Origin of the sequence: Providencia sp. PROV040, assembly GCF_032706145.1 — a bacterium.
GTDB classification, from domain to species: Bacteria; Pseudomonadota; Gammaproteobacteria; order Enterobacterales; family Enterobacteriaceae; genus Providencia; species Providencia hangzhouensis.
In genome coordinates, this window is record NZ_CP120530.1 from 3,800,466 (window position 1) to 3,825,081 (window position 24,616).

27 protein-coding genes are annotated in these 24,616 nt (G+C 39.1%); 12 read left to right on the forward strand and 15 right to left on the reverse strand.

The genetic code is table 11. The features are described 5' to 3' along the window. Positions 1 to 38 precede the first annotated feature (38 nt). The 12 genes from P3L40_RS17605 to P3L40_RS17660 all read left to right on the forward strand — a co-directional run bounded on the left by P3L40_RS17605 (position 39) and on the right by P3L40_RS17660 (position 12,207). Positions 39 to 1,079: an aromatic ring-hydroxylating oxygenase subunit alpha gene (locus tag P3L40_RS17605; protein WP_196732510.1), complete on the forward strand. Its 1,041-nt coding sequence runs from the start codon at positions 39 to 41 to the stop codon at positions 1,077 to 1,079. Next, positions 1,072 to 1,827 carry an SDR family oxidoreductase gene (locus tag P3L40_RS17610; RefSeq protein ID WP_140171536.1) on the forward strand — a complete coding sequence of 252 codons (756 nt, stop codon included), beginning with the start codon at positions 1,072 to 1,074 and terminating at the stop codon, positions 1,825 to 1,827. The genes P3L40_RS17605 and P3L40_RS17610 overlap by 8 nt, the downstream gene beginning before the upstream one ends. Positions 1,828 to 1,860: 33 nt before the next feature. Beyond that, positions 1,861 to 2,637, forward strand: a complete 777-nt coding sequence (locus tag P3L40_RS17615) for an IclR family transcriptional regulator (protein ID WP_004257979.1) — start codon at positions 1,861 to 1,863, stop codon at positions 2,635 to 2,637. Positions 2,638 to 2,746: 109 nt separating this feature from the next. Further along, positions 2,747 to 3,514: a VOC family protein gene (locus P3L40_RS17620; RefSeq protein ID WP_210853178.1), complete on the forward strand. Its 768-nt coding sequence runs from the start codon at positions 2,747 to 2,749 to the stop codon at positions 3,512 to 3,514. A gap of 4 nt (positions 3,515 to 3,518) precedes the next feature. Then, a complete protein-coding gene (locus P3L40_RS17625) occupies positions 3,519 to 4,736 on the forward strand; it encodes an NAD(P)/FAD-dependent oxidoreductase (protein ID WP_210853177.1) in 1,218 nt (405 codons plus the stop codon). Positions 4,737 to 4,757: 21 nt separating this feature from the next. Then, entirely contained in the window at positions 4,758 to 6,038 is a 1,281-nt protein-coding gene (locus tag P3L40_RS17630; RefSeq protein WP_004257987.1) for an MFS transporter, read from the forward strand. Between the two features lie 25 nt (positions 6,039 to 6,063). Further along, positions 6,064 to 6,576 (forward strand): cupin domain-containing protein, encoded by a 513-nt coding sequence (locus tag P3L40_RS17635; protein WP_004257990.1) that lies wholly within the window; start codon positions 6,064 to 6,066, stop codon positions 6,574 to 6,576. A gap of 15 nt (positions 6,577 to 6,591) precedes the next feature. Then, a complete protein-coding gene (locus P3L40_RS17640; protein ID WP_096864026.1) occupies positions 6,592 to 7,431 on the forward strand; it encodes an alpha/beta fold hydrolase in 840 nt (279 codons plus the stop codon). A 10-nt stretch (positions 7,432 to 7,441) separates the two neighbouring features. Then, positions 7,442 to 8,236: an SDR family oxidoreductase gene (locus P3L40_RS17645; RefSeq protein WP_096864025.1), complete on the forward strand. Its 795-nt coding sequence runs from the start codon at positions 7,442 to 7,444 to the stop codon at positions 8,234 to 8,236. Between the two features lie 11 nt (positions 8,237 to 8,247). Then, positions 8,248 to 9,039: an aspartate dehydrogenase gene (locus tag P3L40_RS17650; RefSeq protein WP_168697694.1), complete on the forward strand. Its 792-nt coding sequence runs from the start codon at positions 8,248 to 8,250 to the stop codon at positions 9,037 to 9,039. 13 nt (positions 9,040 to 9,052) lie between these two features. Beyond that, positions 9,053 to 10,522 carry an aldehyde dehydrogenase gene (locus P3L40_RS17655; RefSeq protein WP_136135494.1) on the forward strand — a complete coding sequence of 490 codons (1,470 nt, stop codon included), beginning with the start codon at positions 9,053 to 9,055 and terminating at the stop codon, positions 10,520 to 10,522. A gap of 41 nt (positions 10,523 to 10,563) precedes the next feature. After that, positions 10,564 to 12,207, forward strand: a complete 1,644-nt coding sequence (locus tag P3L40_RS17660) for a thiamine pyrophosphate-binding protein (protein ID WP_196732446.1) — start codon at positions 10,564 to 10,566, stop codon at positions 12,205 to 12,207. Positions 12,208 to 12,272: 65 nt separating this feature from the next. Here the strand turns inward: P3L40_RS17660 and P3L40_RS17665 are convergent, their stop codons facing one another. From P3L40_RS17665 to P3L40_RS17735, 15 genes are all read right to left on the reverse strand, one after another. Beyond that, a complete protein-coding gene (locus P3L40_RS17665; RefSeq protein ID WP_050763755.1) occupies positions 12,273 to 12,767 on the reverse strand; it encodes a nucleoside deaminase in 495 nt (164 codons plus the stop codon). 215 nt (positions 12,768 to 12,982) lie between these two features. Next, positions 12,983 to 14,035 carry a fimbrial protein gene (locus P3L40_RS17670; RefSeq protein WP_094961051.1) on the reverse strand — a complete coding sequence of 351 codons (1,053 nt, stop codon included), beginning with the start codon at positions 14,033 to 14,035 and terminating at the stop codon, positions 12,983 to 12,985. 8 nt (positions 14,036 to 14,043) lie between these two features. Continuing rightward, a complete protein-coding gene (locus tag P3L40_RS17675) occupies positions 14,044 to 14,676 on the reverse strand; it encodes a molecular chaperone (protein WP_228677439.1) in 633 nt (210 codons plus the stop codon). A gap of 10 nt (positions 14,677 to 14,686) precedes the next feature. Beyond that, the gene (locus tag P3L40_RS17680; protein ID WP_004258018.1) at positions 14,687 to 15,205 is read right to left on the reverse strand and encodes a fimbrial protein; all 519 of its coding nucleotides are present in this window, start codon (positions 15,203 to 15,205) and stop codon (positions 14,687 to 14,689) included. After that, positions 15,198 to 15,725: a fimbrial protein gene (locus P3L40_RS17685; RefSeq protein ID WP_036958016.1), complete on the reverse strand. Its 528-nt coding sequence runs from the start codon at positions 15,723 to 15,725 to the stop codon at positions 15,198 to 15,200. Before P3L40_RS17685 ends, P3L40_RS17680 begins: the two co-directional genes overlap by 8 nt. Positions 15,726 to 15,738: 13 nt before the next feature. After that, positions 15,739 to 18,222 carry a fimbria/pilus outer membrane usher protein gene (locus P3L40_RS17690; RefSeq protein ID WP_180312117.1) on the reverse strand — a complete coding sequence of 828 codons (2,484 nt, stop codon included), beginning with the start codon at positions 18,220 to 18,222 and terminating at the stop codon, positions 15,739 to 15,741. Positions 18,223 to 18,238: 16 nt separating this feature from the next. Next, positions 18,239 to 18,925 carry a molecular chaperone gene (locus P3L40_RS17695; RefSeq protein ID WP_036958017.1) on the reverse strand — a complete coding sequence of 229 codons (687 nt, stop codon included), beginning with the start codon at positions 18,923 to 18,925 and terminating at the stop codon, positions 18,239 to 18,241. A gap of 54 nt (positions 18,926 to 18,979) precedes the next feature. Then, on the reverse strand, positions 18,980 to 19,540 hold the full coding sequence (locus P3L40_RS17700; RefSeq protein ID WP_210853175.1) for a fimbrial protein: 561 nt from the start codon (positions 19,538 to 19,540) through the stop codon (positions 18,980 to 18,982). A gap of 105 nt (positions 19,541 to 19,645) precedes the next feature. Beyond that, the gene (locus P3L40_RS17705; RefSeq protein ID WP_004258030.1) at positions 19,646 to 19,900 is read right to left on the reverse strand and encodes a helix-turn-helix domain-containing protein; all 255 of its coding nucleotides are present in this window, start codon (positions 19,898 to 19,900) and stop codon (positions 19,646 to 19,648) included. Positions 19,901 to 21,289: 1,389 nt separating this feature from the next. Next, positions 21,290 to 21,499, reverse strand: a complete 210-nt coding sequence (locus P3L40_RS17710; RefSeq protein WP_094961046.1) for a hypothetical protein — start codon at positions 21,497 to 21,499, stop codon at positions 21,290 to 21,292. A gap of 210 nt (positions 21,500 to 21,709) precedes the next feature. Then, a complete protein-coding gene (locus tag P3L40_RS17715; protein ID WP_112307762.1) occupies positions 21,710 to 21,979 on the reverse strand; it encodes a PAAR domain-containing protein in 270 nt (89 codons plus the stop codon). Continuing rightward, a complete protein-coding gene (locus P3L40_RS17720) occupies positions 21,972 to 22,883 on the reverse strand; it encodes a hypothetical protein (RefSeq protein WP_136135586.1) in 912 nt (303 codons plus the stop codon). Before P3L40_RS17720 ends, P3L40_RS17715 begins: the two co-directional genes overlap by 8 nt. After that, positions 22,880 to 23,254: a hypothetical protein gene (locus tag P3L40_RS17725; protein ID WP_228677441.1), complete on the reverse strand. Its 375-nt coding sequence runs from the start codon at positions 23,252 to 23,254 to the stop codon at positions 22,880 to 22,882. Before P3L40_RS17725 ends, P3L40_RS17720 begins: the two co-directional genes overlap by 4 nt. Positions 23,255 to 23,367: 113 nt before the next feature. Next, positions 23,368 to 23,637 carry a type VI secretion system PAAR protein gene (locus P3L40_RS17730; RefSeq protein WP_004256880.1) on the reverse strand — a complete coding sequence of 90 codons (270 nt, stop codon included), beginning with the start codon at positions 23,635 to 23,637 and terminating at the stop codon, positions 23,368 to 23,370. A gap of 8 nt (positions 23,638 to 23,645) precedes the next feature. Next, positions 23,646 to 24,611, reverse strand: a complete 966-nt coding sequence (locus P3L40_RS17735; protein WP_136135585.1) for a nuclear transport factor 2 family protein — start codon at positions 24,609 to 24,611, stop codon at positions 23,646 to 23,648. Between the last annotated feature and the right edge of the window lie 5 nt (positions 24,612 to 24,616).

Genomic DNA, 24,616 nt, shown 5'->3' on the forward strand with positions numbered 1-24,616 from the left:
AAGAAAACAAAAACACCTTTGATAAACGGAAGCAAATGATGATGACAAATACACAACTTCAAAACTACCAAGATTATTTGGATGTCGGATTACGTGGGCAATGGTACCCCATTTTATCCAGTTGGGAAGTCAGTAGTAACCCTATCGGTATTACTCGCTTAGAAGAACAAATCGTGCTTTGGCGTGATGATAAAGGCCAAATTCATGCTTTAGAAGATAGATGCCCTCACCGTGGTGCCCGTTTATCAATGGGTTGGAACTTAGGTGAACGCATTGCCTGCTGGTATCACGGTGTCGAAGTCGGTGGAGATGGCGTCGTTAAAGATGTTCCAGCGGTCAGTCAATGCCCTCTTGAAGGCCAAAAATGTTTAAAAACCTATCCCGTTCAAGAAGTTCATGGTGCTATCTTTCTCTATTTTGCGGTAATTGATGGTGAAACACCTCCTGCCCTTGAATTCCCTGAAGAATTAGCTGATGACGAAAACCACAGCAATTTCCTCTGTACCGCATCGTGGAAGTGCAATTACCAATATGCACTCGAAAACGTGATGGACCCAATGCATGGCACCTATCTCCATTCATCATCACACTCAATGGCGGAAGGTGACAAACAATCAGAAATGATCCTAGAAGCAACAAAAAATGGCTTTATTTTCCGTAAAAATGACCAAATAGGTGTCAACTTTGACTGGGTGGAATTCGCGAGCACGGGTGCAAATTGGCTACGTTTATCTATCCCATATCAAAAACGCTTCGGCCCTGGTGGGCACTTTTGGATTATCGGCATGGTCGTACCTGAAGACCGTCACCACACTCGTGTTTTCTTTTGGCGTATTCGCAAAGTGAAAGACTGGCAACGTGATTTATGGCGCTTTATGTACCGCAACCGCCTAGAAGGACTGCATTGGGATGTTTTAGAACAAGATCGCATTATTTTAGAAAACCTCACACCAAATGCACGTGATAAAGAATTTCTTTATCAGCACGATGTGGGTTTATCCCGCCTACGCCGCATTATGCAACGCGAAGCGAAGAAGCAGTTTGACTTAATCAGCAATAAGGAAACTGAAAATGCATGATATCTTGGCAGGAAAACGCATTGTAATCACAGGAGCTGCAAGAGGGCTTGGCTTGAGTTTCGCACAAGCCGCCGCAGAACAAGGTGCTCAAGTTATCTTGTGTGACATCCTAGAACAACGATTACAAGAAAGTGTCGAGTCCTTACAACAACAAGGGTTTGAAGCCCAAGGTGTTTCTCTCGACTTAGCGGATCCTGACTCAATCACTCATGCATTCAACAGTATTGGTCAACAAGGCGCAATTGATGGGCTGATTAATAATGCAGCTCTGGCAACCGGAGTGGGTGGGAAGCTGCTCGACGAATATGACTTGGCGCTATGGGATAAGGTCATGACAGTGAACGTCAGAGGAACGTGGCTAGTCACCAAAACCGCTCTCCCCTTTTTAAAGCAGAGTTCCCGCGGCAAAATTATCAATATTGCCTCTGATACCGCACTTTGGGGAGCCCCCAAGCTAATGGCTTATGTCGCCAGTAAAGGGGCTATCATCAGTATGACACGCTCAATGGCACGTGAACTCGGTGTTCACCGTATTTGCGTCAACGCAATTGCGCCAGGGCTCACTAAAGTCGAAGCGACCGAATACGTTCCCGCTGAGCGCCACCAGCTATATGAAAATGGCAGAGCATTACAAGGAGAGCAGATGCCCGAAGACGTTACGGGAACCGCTTTGTATTTGCTTTCGCCCATGGCTGATTTTGTCACAGGCCAGCTAATCCCAGTTAATGGTGGCTTTATTTTTAACTAATTTCGCCATTCAGTTGGTAAAGAGGTGAGGACCATGAATTCAACGTGTAAATATCTAGTACCCGGTTTGGAAAAAGGGCTACAGCTTCTTCTGTTACTCGCTCAACAGCATCGCGAATTGACATTTGCAGAGATCCTCCGCTTAGTCGATATGCCCAAAGCAACGGCTTACCGTGCGATCCAAACCTTAGTGCACTTGGATTTCCTCGTCCAACATCCACGTACTGGAGCATTTTCATTAGGCCGCAAAGTACTCAGCCTTGGTCTTGGCTATATTGCATCACTCGATTTAACCCAGTTAGGCCAGCCCATTATCGAGCAACTCAGAGACCGAAGCCAATGTAACAGCCATTTAGTCATTCGAGATGGTCGGGACATTATTTATATCGCCAGAGTCAGTGGCGCAGAATCAAAGATTAACCATGTTAGCGTAGGCACGCGTTTATCAGCGCACCGAACCTCACTGGGTCGAATGCTACTCAGCGGGTTAACTCGCGCTGAATTTGATGCGCTTTACCCTGATGATGAACTCCCCGATAACGCAGGCTGTAAGCAGGAATTTTGGCAAATGATCCAAGCTGACAAACTGCGAGGCTATGTGATTGGTGAATCATTTTACCGTCGGGGGATTTCATCCATTGTTTACCCTGTTTATAACCAAACGAATGGCGTAGAAGCGGTAATTAGCATCATGGTGCCAATGAGTAGCATCCCTGCACAAGAGTGCCGGCGATTACAAAATGAAGTGAGCTATGCAGCCCAAAAACTCACTGAATTTATTGGTGGTATGAGCCAAGCAAAAGCCGTTTAGCGTTAACCAAATATCATCCACACATTTTTAGGTTTATTGCCATAAGCCTCAGGTTCTTTTTGTCCAAAAAAACCTTTGGCAATAACACCAATCGATAGAGGACTTTACAATGTCAGTGATTGGAATAGAAAAATTAGAATTTGGTGTTGAAAATATCCCTAGCTGCCAGAAATTTTTACATGATTTTGGCCTCAAAGCGGCCTCTGATAACGCCTCGTTATTCACGACCTTATCTGGTGCAGAAATACAGTTATTTTCACACCAAGACCCAAATGGCATGACTGTCGCTTTCACCATCAGCAAACAAAAAACGGTTGAATTAGAAGTCACCGCTATCAACCAATGGGGGGATATTCGCCGCATTGATAAACCTAGCCCGGTTTACGAAAAAGCCACCCCTATTAACGTCGGCCACGTGGTGTTCTTTGTTGATGACTTACCTTCTACAGAAGCGTTCTATTGCCAAAAACTGGGTTTTCAAGTTTCTGACCGTTATATCGACCGTGCCGTCTTTTTACGGACACAAATAAACGGTTGCCACCATAACCTGTTTTTGCTGAAGCTTCCTCATCGTAGCAGCGGCCTCAACCATGTCGCTTTTACGGTTCGTGATATCCATGAAGTGATTGGCGGCGGCCTAGCAATGAACCGCCATCAATGGAGCACCTTTATTGGCCCAGGCCGCCACCCTATCTCATCCGCTTACTTTTGGTATGTCAACAGCCCAACAGGTGGTGCTTTCGAATATTACACCAATGATGATTACCTTACCGATAAGTGGCAACCGCGCGAACTGGAACATTCCTTAGTTTCATTTACGGAATGGGCTGTAGAAGGCGGTCTCGATTATGAAACTCGCCGCCAAGTTAAGGAGTAACACCATGAGCTCATTAATCCAAGGCGGTATTGTCATTATCGGTGGGGGCCTGGCAGGTGGCTGGGCGGCAAAAACCCTACGAGATGAAGGCTATCAAGGCATTATTTCGGTGATTAGCGATGAAAACCATGATTTTTATGAGCGCCCACCGCTGTCTAAAGCGGCACTGACGCAGGAGAGTTTATCGTTATCACGTTTATTCAGCGAACAAGAAACTCACGCCTTAAATTTACAATGGTTTCGCCCACTACGTGCCACTAAAATTGATAGTCAAAACCAATACGTTCATTTAAGTGATGGCCGTGTCATTACGTTTGACAAATTACTGCTCGCGACAGGCGGCCGACCTCGCTACCTGTCAAGCCGCTGGCAGCAACACCCAAAAGTCTTTGCCTTACGTTCGTGGGATGACGCTCAGAAATTACGCACTGCACTACTATCAGCACAAAAAATTGCCATTATTGGTGGTGGTTGGATTGGCTTAGAAGTCGCTGCTTCCGCACGAAAAATGGGTATTGATGTCACAATTTTTGAGCGGCAAAGCCGATTGTGCGAACGCAGTGTGCCGCAAAATGTTTCAGAGGCTCTGGTACTACGTCATACACAAGCGGGCGTTCATGTCATAACCGATTGTGGAAATATCGAACTTGGCGAGCCGACAACAACTGGATTACAAATTAGTTGCCAAAAGCAGCCTTCGCAAAACTTCGATCTCGCTGTTATGGGGATTGGTGTTGAATTAAATCTCGAACTAGCCAAAGAAGCAGGGCTTGATGTCACCCACGGTATTGTGATTAATCACCAAGGGCAAACTTCTCACCCCAATATTTATGCTGCGGGGGACGTCGCTTGCCATCCCACACTGTCTTTATGTTTACAGTCATGGGCTTATGCGCAAAACCAAGCTATCACCACAGCAAAAGCCATGCTTAACCCACAATCTGAAGGGTTTAATGAACTCGCTTGGTTATGGTCAGATCAATACCAAGACAACATCCAAATTTTAGGTGTCCCAACCTCACAAAAATTAAATCATATTCAACGGCATACTCCTGATTCAGAGGTTCATTTTGCTTTAAATGAAAGCAATGAATTGGTGCAAATGATTGCATTTAATGATGCTCGTGCCATCAAGCTAGGTAAACGTTGGATACAAGGCCACCGCAAATTGGACCCTTCACAACTTGCTGATCCCACATTTTCACTAATGTCACTGAAATAGTGTTCAGCAAGGAGAAATCTCATGGCTAACCAGACTATAACCTTACGAAACTCAGAACCTGATCAAATCGAGCAAGATGTTCCTGAAAAGATCAATTGGTTGATCCCAATTGGCCTGTTTTCCTGTGTACTACTGGCTTTCTTCGATAAAATCAGTATTGCGGCTCTATTTTCTGACGAAAAATTTCAGCAAGCTCTGGGAATTGATTTTGACCCAACCCGTTTAGGGTTACTGATGAGCGCATTTTTATTCGCTTATGGTGTTTCTTCCATGCTGCTAAGCGGCATTGGTGATAAATTTCACCCCACCAAAATGCTGTTATTTATGGTCAGTAGCTGGTGTTTTCTCATGATTTTTATGGGATTCACACACCACTATGGCACGATGGTTTTTCTGCGTGTATTGCTAGGAATTGCCGAAGGGCCTTTGCTGGCAATCGCTTATGCCATTGTGCGCCGTACCTTTCCGCCAAAAATGCAAGCTCGAGCCACTATGATGTGGTTATTAGGCACACCGTTAGGCGCAGCGTTAGGCTTTCCTATCTCATTGTATTTACTTAATAACTATGGTTGGCAAAGTACATTTTTTGTCATGGCGGCCTTTACCGTTCCTGTTTGGTGGTTAGTGGTCATTGGTATCCGTCACCCTAATTTAGTCAACCGCCAAGCACAAACGAAAAATACAGCGGGTGAAGCACTGCCTGCCGAGCAACTGGCCGCGATGCGAGCCCATAAAAAACGCTTATTCCAAAATAGCCATTTTTGGATTATCTGCATGTTTAATATCGCTTTTCTTATCTATCTTTGGGGGATGAATGGTTGGTTACCTAGCTATTTAATTAAAGGTAAGTCTATCCACTTGGAACATGCTGGGATCCTGTCATCCCTTCCCTTTATCGCCATGTTATTTGGTGAGGCTATCGGAGCATGGTTATCAGATCGCTACGATCGCCGCGCACTCGTTTGTTTTATTTCATTACTTGGTGCCGTCCTAGGTCTTGCTGGCGTGTTATTTCTCACTGGCACCTACAGCATCATTCTTATGATGGCGTTTAGCATGTTCATGTGGGGGGCAGGCGCACCAAATATCTTTGCCCTACTCGCAAAAGCCACACAAAAACAGGTCAGTGCATTAGCGGGCGGTATTTTCAATGGGTTAGGAAACCTGGCCGGCGCTGCTGCACCGCTGGCAATGGGAGTTCTTATTACCGTCACTCACACTATGGATAGCGGGCTGTTATTTATCGTCGTCATAGGTTTATTCGGCAGCTTATTACTAGTGCCTTTACTGAAAAAATATTAATTCATTTTTTATTGGAGATAACACCATGTCACAACCGCAAATCAAACCACAAGATATTCCAATGGCACAATGGATTGAGTCACGCATTGCTCGCCTTGAAGGACGTAAATATGACTGGAATGCCCTGAAATTCCAAGCGGATTACGACCCTAAATATCGCCGCGCACAAATGCGCTATATCGGCACTGGTGCGACTGGCGTTGCTAATGATGTCAACACCGTTCCCGCAGAGAACTTTACCTTCTCTACCATGGTTCTTCCTGCCAAGTGCGAAGGCCCATTACACCTGCACCCCGATGTTGAAGAAGTGTTCTTTATGTTGAAAGGCACCATCACGTTGTTTGTAAAAGATGGCAATGAGGAATATGAAACGGTTCTCAAAGAGCGTGACCTGATCTCAGTTCCTGCGGGCATTTATCGTGGCTTATTTAACCACGGGGAAGAAGAAGCCTTAATGTGCGTCATGATCGGCACACCAAAACCGGCGATCCCGACATATCCCGAAGATCACCCTTTATCAAAAGTTAAACGTAACTAACAGGAGTCGTCAGTGATGAATTTGCTCAATAAAAAACTCCCAGAACCACAGGTGGCAGACTTTGGGCCATATCGCCTAAGTTGGCGGGAAGCCGGCCAAGGGCACCCTGTCGTATTACTGCATGGTATCAGCTCTGGTTCTGCTTCATGGGTAAGCCAACTGATGAGCCCATCACTGACAGACCATTACCATCTCTATAGCTGGGATGCTCCCGGCTATTTAGAAAGCCGTGATCTAGAGACGACAACACCTACCGCAATTGATTACGCAAATGCATTAAATGCTTTTATTGATAAATTAGTCTTATCACCCATCGTGTTAGTGGGGCACTCCCTTGGCGCCATAATGGCAAGCGCTTTTGCAGCGCAATATCCCAATAAAGTGAAAGGCTTAATATTAGCGAACCCCGCACAAGGTTATGCCACAAAAAGCCCTGACCAACAAAAGCAAGTTTACCAACAGCGGCAAGATATTGTTTTTAGTTCCGGTATTGAGGCATATGCGCAAAACCGTGCCGCTGCTTTGTTATCCGCCAACGCAACCACTGAAAAAGTCAATTGGGTTCAACAGAACATGAAGAAGCTCAACCCCACAGGTTTCTTAGCTGCTGCGTGGATGCTAGCTCATGATGACATCAGCCAATATTTAAATCGCTATGATGGCCCATTGGAAATACTGGTTGGCACAGAAGATACCATTACGCCACCAGCACAAGTAGAACGACTCGCACGACAAAAAAACTGCCCTTACTTTCTGATAAACCAAGCGGGACACGCCAGTTATTTAGATGCGCCAGACGCCTTTAACCACCACTTACAACAATTTTTAGAGACGCTCTATTGCCAAGCCGAATAAAGGAAGACTCATGAATTTACAGTTAAATAACCGTGTTGCTGTCGTGACAGGAGGAAGCTCCGGCATCGGCTTTGCAACCGTCAAACTCTTACTGGATGAAGGCTGTAAAGTGGCATTCTGCGGCCGTGATCAAGACAAACTTCAGCAAGCGCTCACAACATTACAAGAGCTCTACCCCCAAGGACATTTTATCGCACACTCTTGTGATGTTCTTGATAAAACACAAACCGAAGCCTTCGCAAAACAGGTTCATCAGCAATATGGCCAAGTCGATATATTGATTAACAACGCAGGGCAAGGCTATGTCGCAAGCTATGCAGATACCCCTGAAGAAGCGTGGTTACATGAAGCCCAACTCAAACTATTTGGAGTCATTAACCCGGTGAATGCGTTTTTATCATTCTTAGAGCAATCCAATATTGCATCAATTACCTGCGTTAACTCGCTATTAGCATTACAGCCTGAGCCGCATATGGTCGCCACCTCGGCAGCTCGAGCTGCACTATTAAACATGACACTAAACTTGTCGAAAACACTGTTACCTAAAGGGATCCGCGTGAACTCTATTTTACTTGGCATGGTGGAGTCCGACCAATGGCGACGTCGCTTCGAAAATCGCACTGACAAGAATCTCGATTGGGAACAATGGATTGGCGATATCGCTAAAAAAAGAGGCATACCAATGCAACGTTTAGGAAAACCCGAAGAGCCCGCGCGTGCCTTAGTCTTTCTAGCCTCTCCCATGGCGTCGTTTACCTCGGGTGCCGCTTTAGATGTTTCAGGTGGCTTTAGCCATCATATTTAAAGGACTTAATGATGAAAACACTCATGTTGATTGGTTATGGTGCAATGGCGCAAGAAGTGATTACTCGCTTACCTGATGAGATAACACTGCGCTACATTATTGCTCGGCCTCATCACCACCAAGCTATCTTGGAACGCTTTAAAGGGGCTGTCACACCTATCGATAGCCTTGATAATAATATCGTTCCCCCTGATTTAGTGTTGGAGTGCGCGGGGCACCAAGCCGTTAAGCAATATGCACCAACGGTACTAGAAAGAGGCTGGACACTGGCCATTATCTCTACAGGTGCACTTGCAGACACGGACTTTGAACAACACTTGGTCGCCTTAACCCAACGCCACCATAGCCAGTTGATCCCACTGACTGGCGCTGTTGCAGGGCTTGATGGCTTACGTGCGGCAAAAGAAGCCAATATCACTCAGGTGACCTACCAGTCACGTAAAAGCCCCGCAAGTTGGCGCAATGGCGCGGCTGAGCGTTATGTCGATTTGTCACAAGTGACACAGCCTACGGTGTTCTTTAGTGGCAGTGCTCGTGAAGCAGCTCTGAATTTTCCCGCAAATGCCAATGTCGCTGCCACTGTCGCGCTGTGTGGCATTGGGATGGATGCCACACAAGTTCAATTAGTTGTTGACCCAAACACCACACACAATTCACATCGCATTGATGTTACGGGTGATTTTGGCCATTTCTATATTGAACTCAATGGAAATCCTCTCCCTTCCAACCCAAAAACATCGATGTTAGCGGCCTTAAGTGCTGTTGAAATTTGTCGCCGTGTCGCTGGGCAGCAAGCTATTTAATAGGAGCCAAATAATGAACAACATGGATATTTTTGTTGGTGGCCAATGGCAGCAAGGTCGCGGGCCTGAAATGCAGTCGCGTTTTCCGGGAAATAACCAAGTGGTTGCCACCCTCAACAGTGCAAGTTTGGAAGATGTCGAAGACGCCGTGATTGCAGCCGATAAGGCCTGGCGAATGCCTTCTTGGCGCAACCTTCCCGCTCACCAACGGGCGGCTATCTTATACAAGGTTAGTCGCTTAATTGATGAAAACTGCGAAGCATTAACCCAATTACAAACCTTGGATAACGGTAAACCTTGGGCAGAAGCGCGTGGCTTAGTAATGAGCGCAGCAGCAACTGCTCGCTACTTTGCCGCGGTTTGTGAAGTCTCAGGTGGTGAGCTTCCGCCTCGCCGCCAGCCAGAACTGATGACCATAAGTACTTACCAACCCATTGGCGTGATCGCCGCAATCACGCCATGGAACTCCCCGATTGCCAGTGATATGCAAAAAATTGCCCCAGCGATTGCTGCCGGTAACGCAGTCATCTTAAAACCTGCGGAAGCCACACCTCTAATTTCATTAAAATTAGCTGAGCTATTTGAGCAAGCAGGTTTACCCTGCGGCCTATTGAGCGTGCTCCCGGGTAAGGGGTCGATTGTCGGTGATGCATTGGTTCGCCACCCTCTGGTGAAAAAAATCTCCTTTACGGGTGGCACCAATACGGGACGACAACTGGCTCACATTGCGGCAGATAAACTTATCACCACGTCACTCGAACTTGGGGGTAAATCCCCAACTATCGTGTTGTCAGACGCTGACCTTGATATTGCTGCACACGGTGTTTGCTACGGTATCTTTAGTTCGATGGGGCAAGCCTGCATCGCGGGTTCGCGCCTGTTTGTGGCTAAAGATATCTACTCATCTTTTATGGAAAAATTAACGCAACTGACCCGCAACCTGATTATTGGTGACCCAAGGCAAGAGCGCGTTCATTTGGGGCCATTAATCTCCCCTTCGCACCGAGACAGCGTCAGAAACTATGTCGAACAAGCCGTACAACAAGGCGGGAAGATCCGTATTGGTGGAACCGCACCGGCTGACCCTGTACTCCAAGATGGCAACTATTTTTTACCGACGATTATTGAAGGCTTAAATAACCAATCTACTGTTTGCCAAGAAGAAATTTTCGGTCCCGTACTCGTCGTTATGCCATTTGATGATGAAGACGATTTAATTCAACAAGCTAATGATTCTGTTTATGGGCTTGCAGCAGGTATTTGGACAAAAGATTACACTCGGGCGTTTAAGCTCGCCGATGCGCTTGATGTCGGTACCGTTTGGGTTAATACCTATAAAGTTTTTTCTATTTCAACGCCATTTGGCGGCTTTAAAGAAAGTGGCATTGGCCGTGAAAAAGGCCTTGAAAGCCTCAAAGCCTATATGCAACAAAAAAGCCTATTTCTGGCACTTAACCCACAACCAAACCGTTGGTGTGAATAGCAAATCCGTCACCGGATTATGGCAGCATTGAGGAGAATAAAATGTCTGAAATGATTACAGTTGGCGAAGCTATCGCCAGAACACTCGAACAATACCAAGTCACAACGGTTTATGGGGTTATTTCAATTCATAATTTACCCATAGCAGATGCTATCGGGCGCCGAAAAGTGATTGATTTTACGCCAAGTCGTGGGGAGGCAGGAGCCGTTACCATGGCGGATGCACATAGCCGTTTTAGTGGCTTAGGGGTGGCGTTAACCAGTACGGGCGCAGGGGCTGGAAATGCTGTTGGCTCAATGATTGAAGCTATGAATGCATGCTCCCCCATGATCCATATTACTGGGCAAGTTGAAAAAGCTTATCTGGATATGGACGCAGGGTTTATTCATGAAACCCATGACCAACTCGGCTTTTTACGTTCGAGTTCTAAGCAAGCTTTTCGTGTTCATACCCCCGAACAAGCCGTTGCCACTCTACATAAAGCCATTCAGGTTGCTCAAACGATACCTTGCGGCCCTGTCTCTATCGAAATTCCAATTGATATTCAAAGTGCGCAAGTGCCATTATCTGTGCTCAGTGTGCCACTTCCCCCTTCTACGCTGCCTGACTGTTGTACATCGCTAGTCAATGCAATTTGGGATAAACTTCAACACGCTACACAGCCTCTATTATGGGTTGGCGCAGGTGCTCTACAAGCAAAAGATGCTGTCAAACGCCTTGCTGATGCGGGGATTGCCGTCATCAGCAGCACCCATGGGCGAGGTATTTTATCGGATGACCACCCATTCAGCTTACGTGCTTTTCATAATGCAGATTCCATTGATGCATTACTGCGTTCATGTGATTTAACCATCGTCGCTGGCTCGCGTTTACGCAGTAATGAAACCAAAACATGGTCATTACCTTTGCCACATCCCATCATACAAATCGATATAAACCCACTCGCAGCCAATCGCAACTATTTAGCCGACTTAACCGTAACTGGGGATTGCAAAAGTTTACTTGAAGCACTTGCCGATAAAATTGAACAAGCCAAGCGCCCTATCTCTACTCAGTGGAAAAAACAAGTGCAAGAGGCCGTACAGCAGGCAGAAGAGCAACTCAGGCAACAATGTGGCCCTTATAGCCAACTCAGTGATGCCGTGGAGCAAGTCTTACCGAGTAACGGTATTTTTGTCCGAGACATTACGGTATCAGGGAGTTTATGGGGAAGCCGTTTACTCAAAGCGACCCAACCAATGCACAACATTCACTCATTAGCCGGTGCGATTGGTCTAGGACTCGCTATGGCAATTGGCAGTGCCAAAGCAAATCCGAATGTGCCTGTTATTGGCTTAGTGGGTGATGGCGGGTTAATGTTAGGCATAGGTGAATTGGCCACCATGGCACAAGAGCAGCTCCCCATTGTTCTGATTATTATGAATGACCAAGGTTATGGCGTAATGCGAGGTATTCAGGAAAAATATTTTTCAGACCGCCAATACTATAATGAGTTACTCACGCCTTCATTTAGCCAACTCGCTCAATCTATGGGGATTCAGGCATTTACGATAGATAAAGCTACAGATTTCGAATCAACACTACGCCAAGCCGTCGATTTGAAGCAACCTGTTGTCGTTGAAGTGTTAATGAATAGCATTGGCAAAATGAATTTCTCAGGCCCACCACAGAAAAAATTATTTTAACTTTCAAACTAATACGGGTGGCACAAGCCACCCTACTTCATTGATAGATAATGATGCAGTCAAGGCTATAAATTTGGCTTAAAATATTGCGTATAAATAGAAATAGCTTGCTCTTTTAAGACGCCTTTAACCACTTCAGGTTTAAAGGGGCTTTTGGCAAAAATCTCATCGCTACCTAACATAATATTAAAACCTGCAATCTCTGCGAGTTCATCATGAGAAAGGCTATAAACCATCCGACCTAATTGGCTCCATACCATTGCACCGGAACACATACAACATGGCTCACAGCTGGTATACAGCGTATAATCTGATAAATCCATGACTTTATGTTCAGAGCAATACTGGCGTATGAGACCTAACTCCGCATGATAGGTCGGGTCACTTTCAGTATGGATATGATTTTCACCAGTCATAACGACTTGGTTATTTTTAACCAATACCGCACCAAAGGGTTCATTACCATTTTTCGCCGCATCCGTAGCCAAAGCTAAAGCCTGAGTCATAAACTGAATATCCAATTCAAACTGTTGCGCATTGTTTTTCGATTTATTTTCCATATACACTACCTTCATGTGTGGATTTATATAATTTACAAATGGTTTAAATAGATATATCAAGTTTACTGGGCGAGTAAAACATAAAAAATGGCCATTCTCATTAATGCTAAAAAAACTGAGCTATTAGAGAGTCAACGCTAAAGAATGTACCTACTCTAATTTTCAAGTCAGATATTTAGTTTATCACTAACTGCAACTTTATATAAAACAGCTAATTATTGGTAAGAATATGTTAAGCCAATCATTGCATTTGCTGTTCCCGTTTTGAATTCTTCTTCTGGCTTACGTACATAGCCAAAACCCAAGCTAAAACTAATTGGGTTATTTTTTTCAGCGGTACCAGAACGCTGAATATAATATTTCTGTTGGCCTGGAATATTTGGAGCAGAGCCATCTGGGCCAAATTGTAATCGTTGTCCGCTTAAACCTATTACAGCATATCCAACACCTGATGCAGAAGAATCAGCTGTTAGCGTTGAAACCGTAGTTTTATTTGTTGTATCAGATAAATCAACAATTGATACATATACATTTATATTAGGGTCACATTGTAGTGAAAATGATTGTCTTTTTAGGCTTATATTTTCTGATGCGTCTGCCTTTTCAATAATACTTGCTGGAATTTTTTCCATTTCAACAGAGACAATTTTATTTGTTGGTGCACAGCTAGAAACAGTAGCATTAACAGTTATTGGGTTATATTGTACATTAACTATCTCTTGCAGATTTCCAACATCATCATAACACGCATATCGATACATTTTTTGACTTGGAATCACCACACTTCCAATAATTCTATCCGGTCCTTTGTAGATAAAAACACCTATAGTGACTTTAATAGGAGATGCTATTCGTGAATTATTACTTAAACTACCTTCCCAAACGACTGTATTTTTAACCGGTAATGGGACAAAACTTTCGTTAAATCCCCCAATAGGGGAAAATGAAAATCCAGAAATACCAGTTTCAAATAAATAAATCATCGGGTGAGAAGGTGATGCTTGATAAGATTGCCCATTCCAATGAGCTATTGGTTGGTACTCTATTCGACCAAGTGTATAGTTTATACTATTACTATTACATATGCTTATTCCTCTCCGAGAACCAGAGTTTTTAATAATCTCACCAAATGGTATTTGGTCGGCAGGCCCAGTGATCTCTATGTTAGTCATAGAATTAGTATTATACGTGTACTCAGGGATACCAAAAGCTTGACCCGATTGAAATAAAAAAGCAATAAAAAAAAACGTTGTACTACATTGTTTCATATTAATTCCTAATTTTTACTATATGATAAATCCAGTGATTTAATTACGTCATTACTCTCATCATAAAAATTAACCCATATATGGCATGTATTACCTTTACAAATATCGTTTAATTTCACCTTTTCCTCTGGAACTATATTTACTATCCGTTCATTATTATATTGCTTATCTTTTGAAACTGAAATTATAAAAATAAACTTTGATTTATTAATCAAATAAAACTCTTTATTAAAATTGATTAAACTTATTTTATCATAATCACTTTCTCGTATTTTACGATGTCGATAAATAACTTTAAAATGTGAGCGAATCGCTAGAGAAATAGAGTTTTCACCACTATTTAAATCTGACTTTGGAATTGATGTAACAGTTAAGTTAATTAATTCATCTGATATATTATCAATTACTGTTGTTGGTAATATTGTTATAATACTATTACTGTTTCTAGGAAGTAAAAAAAGTGGCGGTGATATGATAAATCTTTTATCACTTAATTCACTTTTTATTAAATAATCACTATTTTCATCATTCATTATTTTTATATTTAATGATTTATTTTCGTTATTAATTAAAAACCGTGTACCAACAAGTGTTGTACCAGAAAATGCATTGGTAATAAAGAAAACAAAAAATATAGCCATTAAAATTCTATTAATCATAAGACAACTCGAAATTTGCAATACAGAGCACTTTACCTGCAGAAGAAGTATTACTTGTTTTAATGTAAGAAGCGTAAAAATTAAAAATATTATTCACTAAGTTATGGTCAATTTTTAAAGTTGTTTTATTATTACTTATATCTATAATTTTTTTATTGTTATCATAAATTCCTATTGCAATATTACTTGCACCAGCATCTGTTTCATCTAAATTTTTTAATAAATTAGTCATTATAGTATCATTTACACCTGTAAATATAATATGAGCAGAATTAATATTTTTAGGGCAATTTTCTAGAACAATTGAAAATGGTGTTTCAGTGAAAGGAATACCGACCAGCTTTCCATTCAAATCGTTAGGATTAAGTCCGACTAGTAAACTAGCTGTATCATTAGAAACAGTGCAGCTACGCTCCATAACATTTGCATTAATGTTAATTTTTATTTGTTCGCTAAAAACAACTCTAGGAAGAAGTAGGAATATTATTAAAAACCCAATAATTTTATTCATAATAAATATCCAAAAAAAGTAAAGATGACGCATCACCTGATCCTATATTTATTTGAGTTGACTTATATCTTAAATAGAAATTCAAATCATAACTTGGGGTTGTGATAACTTCATTCAAAGCATACTTTGTATTTAATGAAATTTTTTTCCGGTATTTATCTAATATTTCAATAGCAAGTCCGGTAGCTATATCACCTTCAAGACTGTTTGCCTTTCCTAATATTTTCAATAAAGTTGGGTCGTTATCATCTTCCTCCCCAGAAAATTTATATGACATATTATTAACTTTACCAGAACAATTCTCGAGATGTATTGAAATAGGTTGCGTAGCACTAGTCGAGCCAATTTGATTAAAATCACTTGGATTTAAATCTAAAAAATTGATATTTTTAATTAAATCCTTACCCGTCACATTACAGCTTTGTGTTAATATTTCACCATTAACATTAACTGTGACATCGACTGCGTACGCAAAAAAACCGATGAAGTATATAACTAAAAAAATAATATTTATTTTCATTATATAGTTCCTATTATTGGCACGCCACATTAACTTTGTTAATATTTTTCATTTTATCATTTTCATCATATTTAATAGAAAACTTACAAAGTTTATCTTTATCTATATTTACTGTATAGCTTGAATTAGGTTTAACACCAGTTAGATAAACTGTACTATCATCATTTACAATAGATATATTTTTTCCAGAATCATTAACTACTACTGTTCCAAATTTAATTGGTTTTTCTTGATACTGAAGTGAAACTAAAAAATTATACCCTTTACGTACATCGAAAATAACTTTACTGATAGCTCCTCGTGTCGGAGCTACTTTTATAACATTACCATCAATATCATAACCTGCCCCTAATGATTCAGGTGATAGACCTATATCATTATAGTGATATGCCGTTGCATAAGGAATTAAAGCGTAACCACTATTATTGATAGTAATATTTTCACCTGTTTTATCCACTTTAGCTCCAGCAGCCCCTTTGGCTTCAACTAAAATTGCAGTATCATTTGCCTCTCTAGCAAAAAGTAAACCACCAGAATGAACAAGGACAGAACCAGTGACTCCATAATCAAGCTCTTTTGAATTATTTGAAAATGATGTTCCTGCACTAAGTTCTGTTACATCTGCTTTATAACGTAGATTTAAATTTGATTTATTATCATTATTATTATTTATAGTTTGATAAATATTATAATTTAATTTTTCATTTAATGCAGTACCATATAGACTTGTCATAGTGTTATACTTTGAGTCATTGAAAGTGGTACTATTTGTAATATACATTCTATTTTTGTCCATCGCATTTGACAATGGGATAGATAATGATAAGTAAAATATATTGTCTGTATTATGGCTATACGTATTTTTATTATAGCTAGCTGATAGTATAATATTATTATACTGAGACAATGTCTTATTCCAGCCTATTTGAATATTTTTAGATTTTAAGTCGCTCCCCCAGTATGAATTAACATTTCCCCATGCATATAATTGTCCATAGTCACCTAAACTTTGAGAAATATTTACTTGAAAGCTGTTCTTTTTCCTTTCATTACTTGAATAAAATAAGTAATCATTTATTTCACCTTTGTAACTATTTCTGTAATTAGCTTCACTAAAAGTATAATAGTCAGATGTTGAGTATCTATATCCTGTCAACTGAATATTTGTACCAATATCACTAAATGATTTCGCATACAATATTCTATATGACCCCCCACTATATTTTTTATCATGTATTTTAGCTTGTGCTTGTATTGTATCAATAGATAAAGCTCCAAATGCACCAATATCTTTACTTAAACCGATTCCAGTAGCTAGATAGCCACTCGCAATTTGATATCCCGTATAAAGAGTTGAATCTAGTGGTAAACCAATTCCAATTGTCCCTTGAGCAAACTTATCTTTTTTGGCTGATGTTATATCTAGCTGACCAAAAGTAAGTGAGTAATTATAACTACCTTTTCGTAGTAAATTCGGTAAAGAAGAATATGGAACGATATACTTTGTTACTACGCCTTCACCTGATGTTAGTTCAACTTCATAGTCACCACTTGTACCAACAGAGTTTAAATTATCAATATTATATGGACCTGGGTTAATATACTCTTGGTACAATATATTTCCATTTTGTTTAATTGTTATCTTTGATCTAGACTCTGCTATACCTTTAATTGTTGGGCTATATCCTTTTTCGCTATCTGGTAGCATTTCATTTGCAGTAGATAATGTGATACCTATATACGGATTTGAGTCAAAAATCATTGAACCTAAAACAGTTTGGCCTGCAATAAGTGTACTTTTAATTGAATTTATATTTCTTAAGATTGAAATATTATTTGACTTCCATTCATGATTTGATTTTGACCCCATTTTATTCTGATTATAGTATAAGTTTGAACTGATGCGCCAAGCACCTAGGTTCAACCTATTATTTAAATTCAAAAACAGAGAAGAATAGTTACTCATTCTATTATTTCTTGAATATGACCCATTTAAATTGTAATTTGTCATTAGTGCAGAAATACCATCATCCCAATCATTCTCGCTTGCCAAGGTTGATCTAATGGAATTAAGATATATTTGTGGTATTGAGAGTGTTAGTGTTAACTTTGACAAGTCAACATTATAGCTAAAATTATTTATGTATTTATCAATATCAATACACTCATTATCATTTATTTTTGATAGATTAATTTTTTCTTGAGTATCCTTATTAAAGGGAATCAAACTCACAATTTCTTTTGTAAAACAAGCTATAACTTTCTTATCATTACTTTGCTTGAACTCAATACTAACATTTCTAATAAATCCATCACCAACATTCAGGTTTAAAAAATATTTCCCAGGTGTAACATTATTGCCTGCCGAAAGATAAGACAAATCATCGATAGAAGAAACATCAGAACCTAAAAATAAAGGATTGAAGTAATCTTGCGAATGTAAGTCATTAGAATGTAAAAATAGACTAATCAAAAAAAATTTTCTTATTATTCGCATAGATATACTTCCAGAATTAAACAAAGTTACACTGTATATTTTTTATCTGAACACCATAGTCATTAATGAAATTGAAAAATAATTTTTTACTCTTATCATTATTATTAATATGGATGAATGTTTTTGGTGCTATCGTTTCTGCTTTTGATACTTCAACACCATTTATAGTCAAAGATACTAAATTCATATAAAATGGAGTTGGGTTATCAATTCTTAATTTATTATTTTCATAACTACATTTTAAATCTTTGTATGACTCAAATGAATTTCCTTTAATTTCACTAGGTCTAACAATAAGCTTTATTTTAGTTGTCGTTGATATTAATAATGCATTATCTATCTTCTGTTCTTGTTCTGTTAAAGATGGAATAACTTTTGAGTTTAGATAATATAACTTCTCTCTGTCTTTAGGTAACTGTTCTTTATCCCCAGTAAAAACAACATTCAATAAGCTATCTGAATTTGATTTAATTACAAATAAAGGCGGTGTTATTACAAAATCAGTACTTTTTTTTTCATGATCATCCGATACCCATGATTGAACAAGGTAATTTCCATCTTTATCACTATTATATATTTTTAATGTTATTTGATTTTTTTCAGTTGGATAAATTAATCGAGTTGCTCCTAGTGAGACTCCGCCAGCATAGACCGATTGGCAAAAGAAAAATAAAGATAATATAACGAATATTTTTTTTAGCATATAAACAAGCTCCATGATTAATGATTGGCCATCACTGGCCAATCATTAATAAAATTAATTGTAGGTAAGCATAAAGTTAGCTACAGATTGAACTTTACCAGCAGTTACTACGGCCCCTATTGATTTATAATCAACAGATAATGGAATAGTAGTTGTATCAGTTAAATCAACTTTTGAACTTAATCCGCCAATTTCTAATGGACTACCATCTGGATTAAACAATTGTAGACCTACGTTTTCCGCAGAGCCTGCACCAGCAGTATTTGCTAATAAACCAGGCTTACCATCAACAGTTTGCCCATTGAATGAAATTTGAACTGATTTACGAGTTGCAGTATCACACTCAACCAAATTAATATTGAATGGCTTAGCTCGCATTGCAAGTTGGTCTGCAGCAGTAAAAGTTGTTGTTTTAACTGTATCTAAAGTAACAATTTTGTCAGTATCTGATCCAGAAATTGCACAAGCTCCAGATGTAATCTCACCATTAAATGTTACTTTACCACCATTAACTGTTAATGCAGGGAGAGGATCATTTTCTGCAGCAAATGTTGAACTACAAATAATTGAAGAAACAACTACAGATAATACAGCAAGTTTATTTTTAATATTCATATATATTCCTAATTTATTTAGTTTGTTTTTATTACCGACAGATAATAATTAAAATATAATTATCGCCTATCTTATTTAATAGCATTAAATTTTAATAAAAAACAATTAAATGCCATTTAATCTTTTAGCATTTTTAATTACTTCATTAGTAAAGTAATTCCAGTCCAAGCCAAATATCTCAAGATATTGATTTACCCGTCCTATGGTCAATTGTGTTTTTCCATTTTCATACCTTGAGACTTGTTGTTGGCTTATTTTTAATAATATGGCTAATTCACCTTCTGTGATACCATTTTGTTTTCTTAATTTTTTTAAAAATGAAGACGCCGCACTATTTAATATGTCATTTTCAACTCTCATTTTTATCACCAGAAAATATAATATTAGAGTAGACAATTTAATATTAGAGATAAAATTTAATTATTTTCCTATATCAAGTATCAAGCTATGGACCTGAATTTAATTTATATTTTTCAAATACACAAATATGAATTATTTTCCATTTACTCTTTACACGTGTTGCACCCCGTTTTGTTCATATTTCTCCATTGAAAAACTTGTTTTTACCAACCTTTAATCATGTTACAAACACATAAAATGAAACAATTAATCACAGACTGAAACACAATACTCAGAGCTTAAGTTAACGTTAACAGTTAGCCGTCTATAGGTTAAATTTTCATCACTCATCCTTATACAGCAGATGATAACGTTAACATTATCATCTGAAAATAAAATAAACATAGTGACTATACCTATGTATATTACTTTATAACTCTAAAAAAGTTAGACAATTTGCTTACAAATTTTACTTTAAAAACACATTAAAACTTACAAAATGATACTGGTAAACATATCTTATCCTATTTGGATAATTTATATTCATACTGAATTGATAAAAAACAAATATAACATTTACACTAAATTACAATACTAATTCCTTATCGTGGAATTTACACATTTATTTTAATACCTAATTGTATGAACTCTACCTAACCCATTAACTGATTTGATATAAATAATATATGTATCTTATTTAATTGGTTATAATTAAATATACGTCCTTTAAAATCTAAAATATTATCCTACTACTCTTAGCACCAAAATTCGCAGAGAAGTACTAGATGCATTAGTATCAAAATGCAATCCTCAGGGAAAAATATTCTACTTACGCGACTATATAAAGAAAAACAAAAAAGATAAGTTTATTCAAATTTGACTACGGGACTACGGACTGAAATGAAAATACCAGCTCTACATGAAATGACTAAAATATATAATTTATGGTTAAACAAGGATAAAGATCCAACCAATGGACTAGATATTATTAAAAAAGAAGAGCAATAACTAACTCAACTTAATAATAACAGATTTTACTTGAGCAATTAATATATGGCTATGTGAATACTTCCAGTGCCTTTTTCCCATAAGAATATTATCTAAAATATTTTTTGTTAGACATTCAGGTAGTAAAGGACATGATAAAAAACCACTGCTAATTAAATTATTTAGCACCAAAAATAATTATATCTTTAGCGAATAAATGAGCCTAAGAATAATAAGCTAATTGAAATACTATACAACATCACGATACTACAACATGATGCAAGAGCAAACCTGATGAATACAGTTGAAAGACTCGAACTTCGAATTCCTTTAAAACAGCAAAAAATTAAATATATCAAAATAAGATCAATAATGACCGTTGTTATAAGCCCAATTATCGGTATCAACACATTTAATCCTAAGTCATTTAAAAGGATTGTTTAATTTTCTTGTTTTACCCATAAACCGCCAGATTTCTGGGGAGTACAACACTAAAGCGATAGAAAAGAACCCAATGACAAAATAGTCATTAAATCCGCTAATTAGCACAGCGACACCTGCAACAATCATTACTGCAGTGCGCCACTTGAACGAGGAGAGGAAATCAATAATTACATCCAGTAAATCCTGCATACAATTCCTTTTAACAGCCTTGAGTGAATAGTAACCATATCTACTTTAGGTAGATACTCATAGGGATAAACTAATTATTGATGGTTTTTAATGGATTCAATTCTTGCCATTTAAACGGTTAGTTTTATCTCACTAACGAGTAACCAAAGTAAAGCAGCAACACGTGACAATGATATGCGACCTATATGAGAAGTTAAAACACATTAACATTTAGCCTACAGCAACAAGCACACAGCCCCCAGAACATCCACAAGCGACTTTGTGACCTTCTAGCGCAACAGGGATACCATTAATTTTCATTAAGCTATCACCTTCAACGATAGTGCCGTTTTTTTTACATGAAGGACAATAAACCGAGTCGCCCACACAGGCGACACCTTGGGTTTGCTTGGCGAGAGAAGAAGCTGTCAGCACCGTACCACCGGTATTCGTCGTATCATTTTTTAAAATGAGTTTTCTGCCGTTCACAAGACTACGCATTGCGTTTTTTCTCCTGATCAAGCTTTGCTAAAAGCTGTTCGACCTGTTGCTCAAAATCAGCAGGAAGGGGGTTTTTACCAAAAAACAAAAAGGGTTTACGAGCTTGGTAATCGACAGACGAAACGGCATCTCGCCCCTCTTGCATATAAGCATTGAGAAACGTGATAAAACGATGGTTTTCACTGTCGGTGCTGGTCAGGAAACTGGAGTAATGTGAGACATTCGGGCGGTAGAGGATCGTTTTCAATTGCCCTGTTTTTTCATCAATGCCATACAGTTTAATCGCCAGCATTTTACCTGCATAGCCGAATTGTGCATCTTCATAGCGCGTTAAACGAACTTTCCCCATCCCATAGCTATACAGTATTCCTCTTTGCCTATCCGCAATAAGGTAAACCGGAGGAGTGAAGAAAGAGAGATAACCCAATAGCCACAAAAAGCCGGGGAAAAAAATTAACCAGCCAATTATCATCAATATCTTAATCTTATCATTTTTATAAATTTTATCAGTATAGTAATCGACCAAATATGTTCCAAGACTGATTTCCTTAGCTTTCATATATGGCAAATATCGCGATAACTCTTTTGGTAACTTATCTACCCCATATTTTTCATTGTAGTAGCTAGACCTATCTTGAAGGGTAAAATAATTTGACTTATGGTTTTCAATAAACCCGAACAGCGTATAAAATGCCATTACTAAGAGCACGATAAAAAAAGGTATCGTGTTGGTGAGCTGGCTATTTCGCTGTGGGGAGTTAATCACACAACGCTGTTCATTGACTGCATCTAAAAACACCAGCTTTTGAGGTTCCAACGGGTCATCGTAGTGATGACTTTGTGCAATTAATGGTGTGGTTTCTAATTGCTCTGGGTGCTTTGTTGCCGTATATAAACTCGTCATTCGGTGCTTTCCTCATCAATACAGCCATAAAGTTTATCATCAGGATCACCATTCCGGTAACGCAATGGCGCAATCTCGCCTTTTAGACGGTCTACCAAGTAATACCAATAAATGGATGGGATAGATTGCCCCAGAGGATCACCTGCAAAAATACCCGCTTCGACTTCAAAGCTCAGCACAAGCTCTCCATCACGCAGTACCGTACAAGCTAACGCATCTTGCAAAGCTGCCTCAAACGCCGCATTAAATTTTATCTGCTGTGAAGCCAAATAATCAATCCCACGATGTTTGACTACCGTATCCCTTTGTTTGGGTAAAGAGGCCACAGGTGTTCCAGCGGGATAAGCAAACAAGGATTTCTTTTCAACCAATTGATATTCAATATCCGAAATACCGCATTGAAAATTATCCTAGTAAAACTAATATTTATCAAAAATAAATTATAAAAGGATTTATTAATCCTCTGCCCAAACATTGATAAAACCTAACCAATTTTTACCGTTGAATTACCAATTAATACGCCACCGCAACTTACTGTATCACCTGTTCTGGCCGCAGGCTTACCATCAATAAATACACTACTTGAACCACCAACGATAGTTCTTGAATGCCCACCGTGGGGCGCTAACGCATCTCCTTGCCGAGCCACTGCCTTGCCATCGACTTTTACCGTTGGTGAACCTGTAATCACATGGGTAGGGCCATGTTTTCCATGGCCTGTATCAGAATCACCAATAAGGATAATGTTTGGCATAATGTTAGCTATATAACGGGAATGAATTTTCCATTTACTAAGGAAAATATAGGAGAATAAAATCCGACAAACGTTCTATTGGTAGTACTATTAATATGACTATATGATATAGGTGAGTAATCAAAATCTTCTTTATAAACTAACCTCACCATTTTTCCATCATTCATAATTAGGGGCTCAAAGTTATCCCAATTAAGCGGGATCATTGTAAATTCTTTTTGCTTAAATTTTTCTGCGAATTCACGGGATTCAAATTGCTTATCGATCGTCCCCCCGGTTGTTTCCACCCAAATTTTTAGTGAAGGAGCCAATATGTGTTTTATTTTTGATAAATCTTTTTGATTAAAAGCAGCCCAGAGTTCTAAATATGCGGCTTGTAACAGTTTGCGTTGTTCTGAGGTATCTTGGTACCTTTCAGCGTTTACCCATTCCCATTCTGGTAACCCCGCCATACTTATTTTTTTATTAAATTGGAATACAGTCATATCGCGTGGGTATTTATTGGGCCGAATATTCTGGCGTATTTTATTCTGATGCACTTTTTCTGTATTGGGGGCTTGAATCAATTTTTTCTCTACGTGTCTGTCCAGACCATCACCTTGATACGCTTCTGGCTCACCTTTTTCATTAATTTTAACCAGTAGCGTTGTTAATGGAATAATATCGCCATTATCCGTTATTTTATTGACCGTAATCTCACATTTTGCATTCGGATTAAATTGATTGAGTTTATCTTTTGGTACCTCTTTAGTTGAAAACCAATTTGGTGATGCCATCTCAATGGTAATAGTATTCTCACCATTACGCATCATTATCATCGAGTTTGTGCTTGTCGTACCAAAGCCTAATCCGCCACTCACAAGACCTGAGCGGTTATTAGTTCCACTTACCCCATTGGTTTTAACATCACAAAATGCGTATTTCATATCGACAGAAGTACGAATAAGAAAGTCATTATCATCGGCATAACTCATAGACA